Origin of the sequence: Jatrophihabitans sp., from assembly GCF_051960575.1 — a bacterium.
Taxonomy (GTDB): domain Bacteria; phylum Actinomycetota; class Actinomycetes; order Mycobacteriales; family Jatrophihabitantaceae; genus JBQCEE01.
Genome location: NZ_JBQCEE010000338.1, coordinates 1 through 9,853, shown reverse-complemented (window position 1 = coordinate 9,853; position 9,853 = coordinate 1). Strand labels below are relative to the sequence as shown.

Below are 9,853 nucleotides of genomic sequence, written 5' to 3'. Positions count from 1 at the left end.
CGTCGCGCCACCGCCGGCCGTCGCTCCGCCGTTCGTGGAGTCGCCGGTCGTCGCACCGTCGGCCGTGCCGCCGACGCCCGAGCGGCGGCGACCCCGGCCCGGGCCCCGGGTCGAGGGCATCGACCCGCCCGCCGGATGAGCCCGGCGGGCACGGTCAGCGCGCGGCCGCCTGCTGTTTGATCGCCTGCTCGTAGGCGTCACGCACGGCGTGGTCGACGGCGGTGAGGCCGCGGCGCGAGTCGATGAGCCACTTGCCGAGGCGCTGCACCCGCTCGGGCACGACGGCGTCGACGAGATCCCAGGCACCCAACCAGGCGGGCACCGTGGTCTCGGCGCGGCGGGTGCGCACGGTGCCGACGATCGCGCGGGCGACGTCCTCGGGATCGACGGTCGGCATGCCGCGGCCCTCCGGCACCCCGGAGGTCAGTCGCGTGCGCACCGCCGACGGCAGGACCGCGCTGACGCTGACGCCGGTGTGCGCGAACTCGTCGCGCACAGCCGCCGACAGGCCGACCGCGGCGAACTTGCTGGCGTTGTAGACGGCGAGGCCGGGGATCGGCACCTTCCCGGCCATGGACGCGACGTTGACGACGTGCCCCTGGCCGCGGCTGATCATGTGCGGCAGCACGAGGCGCATGCCGTGCACGAGCCCGAGCACGTTCACGTCCAGGGTGGTGCGGCTGACCGCCTCGTCCTCCTCGAGGAAGCCGCCGAGCGGCATGACGCCCGCGTTGTTGACGAGGACGTCGATCGGGCCGAGGTCGCGCTGCACGGCGTGCACGAGTGCGGCGAACGACGACCGGTCGGCCACGTCGACGCCGTAGCCGGTGACGCCGCGTCCAAGCTCCGTCGGCCGTGGCCCGCGCGGCGTCCGTGTCGAGGTCGGCGACGGCGACCGTCGCCCCCCGCTCGCGGAAGGCGACGGCCGTCGCGCGGCCGATGCCCCGCGCCCCGCCGGTGACGAGCACGGTCGCGCTCGCCAGGTCGATGCCCGGATACCCCATGCCAACGCCCTCTCGTCCGGCGGCCGACCTTACCTGCATGCCGGACTGTATGTCATACGCCGGATCGTGATGCCGAGACCGCTCCGTGCGCGGCTCACGGCATGAAGATCCGGAGCAGGGGTTCCACGGGTTCCGGACCTTGATGCTCGCAGTGGCCGATGGCCCGCTCAGGGCATCAAGATCCGGAGAGGGGGTCAGGACGAGCGGAGGCGGCGGGACGCGCGGTTGAGGCCGCTGATCACACCGCGCAGCGAGGCCTGCACGATCGACTCGCTGATGCCGACGCCCCAGAACACCCGCTCGCCGACCTCGATCTCGAGGTAGGCCGCGGCCTCGGCGTCACGCCCGGACGTGAGGGCGTGCTCCGAGTAGTCGAGCACGCGCACCCCCAGGCCGCCGAGGCCGAGGTCGACCTCCGACAGCGCCGCGCAGAACGCCGCGATCGGGCCGTTGCCGACGCCGTTCAGCGTGTGCGACCGCCCGAAGGCCCGCACGACGGCCTCGATGCGATCGATGCCGCCGGACGAGGAGGACGAGAACGACTCGAGCGCGAAGTCACCGGGGGCGAGGTACTCGGACTCGAAGATCTCCCACATGCGCGCCGGCTCGACCTCGCCGCCCTCGGCGTCGGTGTGCCGCTGGATGACCTGGCTGAACTCGATCTGCAGCCGCCGCGGCAGGTCGAGGTTGTGGTCGAACTTCATGATGTAGGCGACGCCGCCCTTGCCCGACTGCGAATTCACCCGGATGACGGCTTCGTACGAGCGGCCGACGTCCTTCGGGTCGATCGGCAGGTACGGGATCTCCCAGGGCAGGTCGGTGATCGCCTTGCCGGTCTCGCGCGACTGCCGCTCGAGGTCCTCGAAGCCCTTCTTGATCGCGTCCTGGTGCGAGCCGGAGAACGACGTGTAGACCAGGTCGCCGGCGTACGGGTGCCGCTCGTGCACGTCGATGCGGTTGCAGTACTCCGCGGTGCGGCGGATCTCGTCGATGTCGCTGAAGTCGATCATCGGGTCGATGCCCTGGCTGTACAGGTTCAGCCCGAGCGTCACCAGGTCGACGTTGCCCGAGCGCTCGCCGTTGCCGAACAGGCAGCCCTCGATGCGCTGCGCACCGGCCAGCACCGCAAGTTCGGCGTCGGCCGTCGCGGTGCCGCGGTCGTTGTGGGTGTGCACCGACAGGCAGATGAACTCGCGCCGCGAGAACTGCCGCGACATCCACTCGATCTGGTCGGCGTAGACGTTCGGGGTCGAGCGCTCGACGGTGCACGGCAGGTTCAGGACGATCTCGCGGTCGGGGCCGGGCTGCCAGACGTCCATCACCGCCTCGCAGATCTCGAGCGAGAAGTCGAGCTCGGTGTCCATGAAGATCTCGGGCGAGTACTCGAAGCCGAAGTCGGTGCCCGACAGGTGGATGTCGGCGTACTTCATGACGGCCTGCACGCCGTCGACCGCGACGGCGCGGCACTCGGCGCGTCCGTCACCGTCGAAGCCGAACACCACGCGGCGGAACGTCGGCGCCGCCGCGTTGTACATGTGCACGGTCGCCTGCTTCGCGCCGGCGAGCGACTGCACGGTGCGGTCGATGAGCTCCTCGCGCGCCTGGGTCAGCACCGAGATGCGCACGTCGTCGGGAATGCGGTCGCCCTCGATGAGCGAGCGGACGAAGTCGAAGTCGGTCTGCGACGCGGCGGGGAAGCCGACCTCGATCTCCTTGTAACCCAGGCGGACGAGCAGGTCGAACATGGCGTTCTTGCGGGCCGCGTTCATCGGGTCGATGAGGGCCTGGTTGCCGTCGCGCAGGTCGGTCGACAGCCAGCGGGGCGCGGCGGTGATGGTGCGCGACGGCCACTGCCGGTCGGGCAGGTCGACCTGCGGGAACGGCCGGTACCGGTGACAGGGCATGCCGGACGGGCGCTGCGCGAACTTCGCGGGATAGGTCATGACGGTGGGCTCCAACGAGGACGAGGGGAGCGGCCGGCGCGCGGGAACCCGCGGCGAGGGGGCCGACCGGTTCGAGTTACCGGCCCTCGCCGCGGCTGGGAAGGAGCAGCGCGCGGGTCATGGTGCGTCCGAGCATACCGAGCACGGGAAGGGCCCCGCGGCTAGACTGCCGCCGTTCACCCCGCAACCACCCGGACGTCCGGGTCCCCCGGAGGTCCCGTGCCCCGCGCGCTCATCACCGGCATCACCGGTCAGGACGGGCTCTACCTGTCGGAACTGCTGCTGCGCGAGGGCTACGAGGTCTACGGCCTGATCCGCGGGCAGAACAACCCGAAGGCCGACCTCGTCGCCCGTGAGGTGCCGGGCGTGCAACTGCTGACCGGCGACCTCACCGACCTGTCGAGCCTGCTGCGCGCGCTGCGGGTCGCGCAGCCGGACGAGGTCTACAACCTCGGCGCCGTCAGCTTCGTCGCCTACTCGTGGGAGCAGGCCGCGCTCACCACCGAGGTCACCGCCACCGGCGTCCTCAACATCCTCGAGGCGATCCGGCTGCACAGTGGCGACGACCCGTCGCGCATCCGCTTCTACCAGGCGTCGAGCTCGGAGATGTTCGGCAAGGTGCAGGACGTGCCGCAGCGCGAGTCGACGCTGCTGTGGCCGCGCTCTCCGTACGGCGTGGCCAAGGTGTACGGCCACTACATGACGATCAACTACCGCGAGTCGTACGGCATGCACGCCTCGAGCGGCATCCTGTTCAACCACGAGTCGCCGCGCCGCGGCCCCGAGTTCGTCACCCGCAAGGTGTCGATGGGTGTCGCCGCGATCAAGCTCGGCCTGCGCGACAAGCTGACGATGGGCAACCTGGACGCCCGCCGCGACTGGGGCTTCGCCGGCGACTACGTCGAGGCGATGTGGCGCATGCTGCAGCAGCCGACGGCGAGCGACTTCGTGGTGGCCACCGGCGAGACGCACTCGGTGCGCGAGCTGCTCGAGTGCGCCTTCCGCGTCGCCGGCATCGACGACTGGGAGCAGCACATCGACCAGGACAAGAGCTTCTTCCGCCCGGCCGAGGTCGACCTGCTCATCGGGGACGCGTCACGCGCCCGCACCGTGCTCGGATGGAAGCCGTCGGTCGACTTCGAGGGCCTCGTGACGATGATGGTCGAGGCCGACCTGCGTCGGCTGCACGACGCCCAGCGCTGAGCGATGCGCGCGCTGGTCACCGGGGTGACCGGTCAGGACGGCTGGTACCTCACCGAACGGCTGCAGGCCGAGGGCGCCACCGTGATCGGGATGGTGCGCTCGGAGAACCCGACGGCCGTGCCGCCGGGCGTCGAGACGGTGCTCGGCGACATGCGCGACGACGCCAGCCTGCGCGCCGCCGTCGCGGCCGCCGATCCGGACGAGGTCTACAACCTCGCGTCCCTGTCGTCGGTGGGGTTGTCGTGGGAGCAGCCGGTCGCCGTCGCCGAGGTCAACGGCGTCGGCGTGCTTCGGCTGCTGCTGGCCGTGCGTGACCACGGCGAGCGCACTAAGCGGCCGGTCCGCTTGGTGCAGGCCGCGAGTGCCGAGATCTTCGGCGCCGCCCCTGCACCGCACGACGAGACCACCCCGCTGGCGCCCCGCACGCCCTACGGCGCCGCGAAGGCGTACGCGCAGCACGTCGTGCGCACCTATCGCGCGGCCGGGGTGTGGGCGGCGAGCGCGATCCTCTACAACCACGAGTCGCCACGACGCCCGGACACGTTCGTCACCCGCAAGATCACGCGGACGGTCGCGGCCATCGCGGCCGGACGCGCCGACCGGCTCGTCGTCGGCAACCTCGACGCCCGCCGTGACTGGGGCTACGCGGCCGACTACGCCGACGCCCTCGTGCGCATCGGCCGCCACGAGCGACCCGACGACTTCGTGGTCGCCACCGGCGTCAGCCACTCGATCGCCGACTTCGTCCGGCTCGCCTTCGCCCACGCGGGCATCGAGGACTGGCGGTCCTACCTCGAGACCGACCCTGCGCTGCAGCGGGCGAACGACGTCGAGGACCAGCGCGGTGACCCGGCCAAGGCGCGTCGCGAGCTCGGGTGGACGCCCACGCTCGACCTCGCCGGCCTCGTCGCGCTCATGGTCGACGCCGACCGTGTGGCGCTTCCCAGCTGACGGATCCCCGATCCGCTGACGGATTCGTGATCGGGTGACGGATCGCTGCGTCCGGTGACGGCGAAATCTGCCGTCACCGGATGGCCGATCCGTCACTCGATGGGGGATCCGTCAGCAGACGACGCGACCGCGGCGCTCGACGTCCGCGAGCGCCACGCAATCCGTTGCGGCGGCACGAGGCGACGACTGATTCCGTCGTTGTCGCGGTCTTCCGGCTGCGGGTAACGTGCCGCTCGTGGCTCGCAACGTGCAGAACTTCATCGACGGCAAGCTGGTCGACGCGGCCGACGGCCGGCGCACCGATCTCATCGACCCGAGCACCGGCGAGGTATTCGGGTCGGCGCCGCTCTCGGGGCAGGCCGACGTCGACGCCGCCTACGACGCCGCGTCGCGGGCCTTCGAGACCTGGCGCGACTCGACCCCGTCGGAGCGGCAGCGCGCGCTGTTGAAGTTCGCCGACGCGATGGAGGCGCGCGCGGAGGAGATCATCGCGCTCGAGTGCGAGAACACCGGCAAGCCGATCGAGCTGACCCGCAGCGAAGAGATGCCGCCCGCGCTCGACCAGATCCGCTTCTTCGCCGGCGCCGCCCGCGTGCGCGAGGGACGCAGCGCGGGCGAGTACATGGGCGGCTTCACGAGCTACGTGCCGCGCGAGCCGGTCGGTGTGGTGGGTCAGGTCGCGCCGTGGAACTACCCGATGATGATGGCGGTCTGGAAGATCGCGCCCGCGCTCGCCGCCGGCAACTGCGTCGTGCTCAAGCCGTCGGACACCACGCCGGTGACGTCGGCGCTCATGGCCGAGATCGCCGCCGAGTTCCTGCCGCCGGGCGTGCTCAATGTCGTCTGCGGTGACCGGGACACCGGCCGCGCGCTCGTGTCGCACCCGACGCCCGCGATGGTGTCGATCACCGGCTCGACCCGGGCCGGGTTCGAGGTCGCAGCGGCCGCTGCCACCGACCTCAAGCGCACCCACCTCGAGCTGGGCGGCAAGGCGCCGGTGATCGTGTTCGACGACGCCGACATCGCCGACGCGGCCGAGAACATCGCGATCGCCGGCTACTTCAACGCCGGCCAGGACTGCACCGCCGCCACGCGGGTGCTGGTCGCCCCGCGGATCAAGGACGACTTCGCCGACGCGCTCGCCGAACAGGCGCGCGAGACGAAGACCGGCGCGCCGGACGAGGACGTGCTCTACGGCCCGCTCAACAACGCCAACCAGCTCGAGCGGGTCGGCGGGATGCTGGGCCGGCTGCCCGACCACGCCCGTGTGCTGGCCGGCGGGTCGCGCCAGGGCGAGCGCGGCTACTTCTGGCAACCGACCGTCGTCGCCGACCTCAGGCAGGACGACGAGGCGATCCAGCAGGAGATCTTCGGCCCGGTGATCACCGTGCAGGCGTTCACCGACGAGGACGAGGCGGTGCGGTGGGCCAACGACGTCGAGTACGGCCTGGCGTCCTCGGTCTGGACGAAGGACCACGGCCGGGCCATGCGGGTGTCGCGGCGGCTCGACTTCGGGTGTGTCTGGGTGAACTGCCACATCCCGCTCGTGGCCGAGATGCCGCACGGCGGGTTCAAGCACTCGGGCCACGGCAAGGACCTCTCGCTCTACGGGCTCGAGGACTACACCCGCATCAAGCACGTCATGCACAACATCTCCATCTGAGCCGTGCGACGGCCTAGGTTGGGCGCATGACCCACACGATCGTCGCCGAGCTGGTCGGCAACGTCGCCGCCGTCTCGGTGACCCCCGGTGACACCGTCACCGCCACCGACACCCTGGTGCTGCTCGAGTCGATGAAGATGGAGATCCCGGTGCTGGCCGAGGTCGCCGGTGTGATCACCGAGGTCGCCGTCGCCGCCGGCGACGTCGTGCAGGAGGGCGACGTCATCGCGGTGATCGACGAGCGCTGACGCGCTCACACGCTGAGGAGCCGCCAGCTCTCGGTGCCCTGCGCGGTGCGGCGGCGCCCCGACAGCGGCACGCCGCCGTCGACGGCGAGCCGGTGGCCCGGGGCATGCCGTGCGGTGGCGGACGCGATCACCCGGCCGTCGGCGTTGCAGAGCACGGTGTCCGGTCCGAGCCGCCGCAGCACCGGCATCAACCGTCGTTCGATGCTCGCCGCGAGCACGTCGCCGCCGACCATGCCGAGCAGCTGGCCGCCGACGCGCACCGGCGCCGCGAGGGTCACCGAGTACTCGTTCGTGCAGAGGTAGTCGACGTACGGGCCGGCGGCGTGACGGCGGCCGGTCTGGGCAGGGACGGCGTACCACTCGGCGCTCGTGTAGTCGAAGAAGTCGGCGGCCGACTCGTCCAGGCTCACGCGCAGGGCCTCGGGGTTCCCGCCGTCGCGGGCCCACCACCACTCGAGCCAGCGCGGCGCGTCGGCCAGCAGGTGCGGTGCCACGACGACGCCCGCACCGACGAGCCAGCCGCGGGGCCGCGCGAGGTTGTCTTGGATCGTGGGCCGCTGGCCGACGAGGTCCTCGCGCACCGGATCGGTCGCCGAGGTCTGCCGGGCCGTGAACAGCGAGGCGTACTGCTCGGCGAGTGGCTCGAGGTCCTCGAAGACGGCGGTGAGGCTGTCGAGGACGGTGCCGACCTCGGCCGCCACGGGCTGCATCACGGCGCCCCTCCCGCAGGGTCGGCGCCGTCGTAGGACGCGAGCCGCTGCTCGATGAGCCGCTCGGTCTCCGCGGACACCTGCGCTTCGGCGAGCTCGCGCGCACGGCGGGCGTTGGCCGCCTCGATCGCGTCCACGATCGCCGTCCGGCGCCGCACGATGTGCAGGTGGTCGCGGTCGTTCACGCCGGCCCAGAGCAGTTCGCCGACCTCGGCACGCAGCCGGAGCTCCTCGCGCGTCAACCGGGCCGACTGGGCCGCCGCGGCGATCGCGACGGCGAGCTGCGAGTCGGCGGCCCCGCGTTCGCGCGCGGTGAGCGCGGCGCGCAGCCGGTAGAGCTGGCGGCGCAGGCCGTCGGTCTCCTCGGGCAGCGCCCGCTCGGCGGCCAGCGACGCCGCGGTGCCCGCGATCGCCCGCCGGTGGTCGCCGAGCTCGCGCAGGGCGAGCACGGTGAACTCGGTCAACCCGTGCCCGACAACGGCATCGGGCCGGCGGACGAAGGTGCCGCCGCCGCGTCCGCGCCGGGTGCTGACCAGCCCCTGCCGGCGCAGCATCGAGAGCGCCTCGCGCAGCGTCACCGTCGCGACCCGCAGGTGCTGCGCGAGCTCGGGTTCGGGCGGCAGGCGCAGACCGTCCTCGAGCACGCCGCGACGGATCGCGTCGCCGAGCCGCTGCGCGATCTGGTCGGCCCGGCCGGCGGGGACGTCGAGCGGACCGAGGATGGTGCGAGCGGTCACCGTGGTGAACGCCGAGCCGCCCGACGGGGTCGCCATGCGCCTCCCGCCGGCACCTTGACGCTCAAAGATCTGGGTTCATAGGTTTAGCAGGAACGACGCCGTGGCCTCAAGCAGTTCGCCGGAGCATGCTGGGACGCACGTGGCGTCGCAGCCCGGCGGTCGCCGGGTGACAGGACGAGGAGCAGTCATGACCGTCATCCAGCAGCGGATCCTGAAGACCGAGATCCCCGGGCCGCTGTCGAGGGAGCTGCACCAGCGCAAGCTGGCGGCGGTGTCGGCCGGCGTCGGGACGACGCTGCCGGTGTACATCACGGAGGCCGGCGGCGGCATCCTCGTCGACGTCGACGGCAACCACCTCATCGACTTCGGCTCGGGCATCGCGGTGACCTCGGTCGGCAACGCCGCGCCGCACGTGGTCGCCGGTGTGCAGGAGCAGGTCGCGGCGTTCACCCACACCTGCTTCATGGTGACGCCCTACGAGGGGTACGTCGCGGTCTGCGAGGCGCTCAACGAGCTGACCCCGGGTGACCACGAGAAGCGGTCGGCGCTGTTCAACTCCGGCGCCGAGGCGGTCGAGAACGCGGTGAAGATCGCCCGGTCGGCCACCGGCCGGCAGGCGGTCGTCGCGTTCGACCACGCCTACCACGGCCGCACCAACCTCACCATGGCGCTGACGGCGAAGAACATGCCGTACAAGCACCGCTTCGGGCCGTTCGCGAACGAGATCTACCGCGTGCCGATGGCCTACCCGTACCGGTGGCCGACCGGCCCCGAACGGTGCGCGGACGAGGCGTTCGAGCAGTTCGTGTCGCTGGTGCACGCCCAGGTCGGCGAGTCCAACACCGCCGCGGTGATCATCGAGCCGATCCAGGGCGAGGGCGGGTTCATCGTCCCGGCGCGCGGCTTCCTCGCCCGCGTCGCCGAGTGGTGCGCGGGCCACGGCATCCTGTTCATCGCCGACGAGATCCAGTCGGGGTTCTGCCGCACCGGCGACTGGTTCGCCTGCGAGGCGGAAGGTGTCGTCCCCGACCTCATCACCACCGCGAAGGGCATCGCCGGCGGCCTGCCGCTCGCCGCGGTCACCGGCCGCGCCGAGCTCATGGACGCGGTGCACGGCGGCGGGCTCGGCGGTACCTACGGCGGCAACCCCGTCGCGTGCGCCGCCGCGCTCGGGTCGATCGCCACCATGCGCGAGCAGGCGCTGTGGCAGGCCGCGCGCGACATCGAGGGCATCATGCGTCCACGGCTCGCGGCGCTGGCCGAGCAGTTCCCGCAGATCGGTGACATCCGCGGCCGCGGGGCGATGCTCGCGGTCGAGCTGGTCCGCGGCGGCGGGGACACCAGCCCGGACCGAGCCGTGACGGCGGCCGCCGCGGCCGCCTGCCACCGCCGCG

General features: G+C 72.0%; 8 protein-coding genes and 1 pseudogene. 5 read left to right on the top strand and 4 right to left on the bottom strand.

Annotated features, from left to right (window positions below; all coding sequences use genetic code 11):
* Positions 1 to 154: 154 nt before the first annotated feature.
* A pseudogene (locus ACTHMS_RS18990) lies at positions 155 to 1,004 on the bottom strand (SDR family oxidoreductase).
* Between the two features lie 194 nt (positions 1,005 to 1,198).
* Positions 1,199 to 2,947, bottom strand: coding sequence for a 2-isopropylmalate synthase (gene leuA / locus ACTHMS_RS18985; protein ID WP_440308229.1), 1,749 nt, complete (start codon positions 2,945 to 2,947; stop codon positions 1,199 to 1,201).
* Positions 2,948 to 3,166: 219 nt separating this feature from the next.
* On the opposite strand from leuA, the gene ACTHMS_RS18980 reads away from it, so the two are divergent.
* The 4 genes from ACTHMS_RS18980 (at position 3,167) to ACTHMS_RS18965 (ending at position 7,012) form a co-directional block, all read left to right on the top strand.
* On the top strand, positions 3,167 to 4,150 hold the full coding sequence (locus ACTHMS_RS18980; protein WP_440308228.1) for a GDP-mannose 4,6-dehydratase: 984 nt from the start codon (positions 3,167 to 3,169) through the stop codon (positions 4,148 to 4,150).
* Between the two features lie 3 nt (positions 4,151 to 4,153).
* Entirely contained in the window at positions 4,154 to 5,101 is a 948-nt protein-coding gene (locus tag ACTHMS_RS18975) for a GDP-mannose 4,6-dehydratase (RefSeq protein ID WP_440308227.1), read from the top strand.
* Between the two features lie 235 nt (positions 5,102 to 5,336).
* A complete protein-coding gene (locus ACTHMS_RS18970; protein ID WP_440308226.1) occupies positions 5,337 to 6,764 on the top strand; it encodes a gamma-aminobutyraldehyde dehydrogenase in 1,428 nt (475 codons plus the stop codon).
* Positions 6,765 to 6,790: 26 nt separating this feature from the next.
* Complete coding sequence (locus ACTHMS_RS18965; RefSeq protein WP_440308225.1) at positions 6,791 to 7,012, top strand: biotin/lipoyl-binding carrier protein; 222 nt, start codon at positions 6,791 to 6,793, stop codon at positions 7,010 to 7,012.
* A 5-nt stretch (positions 7,013 to 7,017) separates the two neighbouring features.
* Here ACTHMS_RS18965 and ACTHMS_RS18960 read toward each other — a convergent pair whose 3' ends face one another.
* Positions 7,018 to 7,725 carry a cache domain-containing protein gene (locus tag ACTHMS_RS18960; protein ID WP_440308224.1) on the bottom strand — a complete coding sequence of 236 codons (708 nt, stop codon included), beginning with the start codon at positions 7,723 to 7,725 and terminating at the stop codon, positions 7,018 to 7,020.
* Positions 7,722 to 8,495, bottom strand: coding sequence for a FadR/GntR family transcriptional regulator (locus ACTHMS_RS18955; RefSeq protein WP_440308223.1), 774 nt, complete (start codon positions 8,493 to 8,495; stop codon positions 7,722 to 7,724). Before ACTHMS_RS18955 ends, ACTHMS_RS18960 begins: the two co-directional genes overlap by 4 nt.
* A gap of 151 nt (positions 8,496 to 8,646) precedes the next feature.
* Between ACTHMS_RS18955 and gabT the strand changes: the two genes are divergently transcribed.
* The coding region (gene gabT, locus ACTHMS_RS18950; protein WP_440308222.1) for a 4-aminobutyrate--2-oxoglutarate transaminase at positions 8,647 to 9,853 on the top strand (1,207 nt) is incomplete at its 3' end.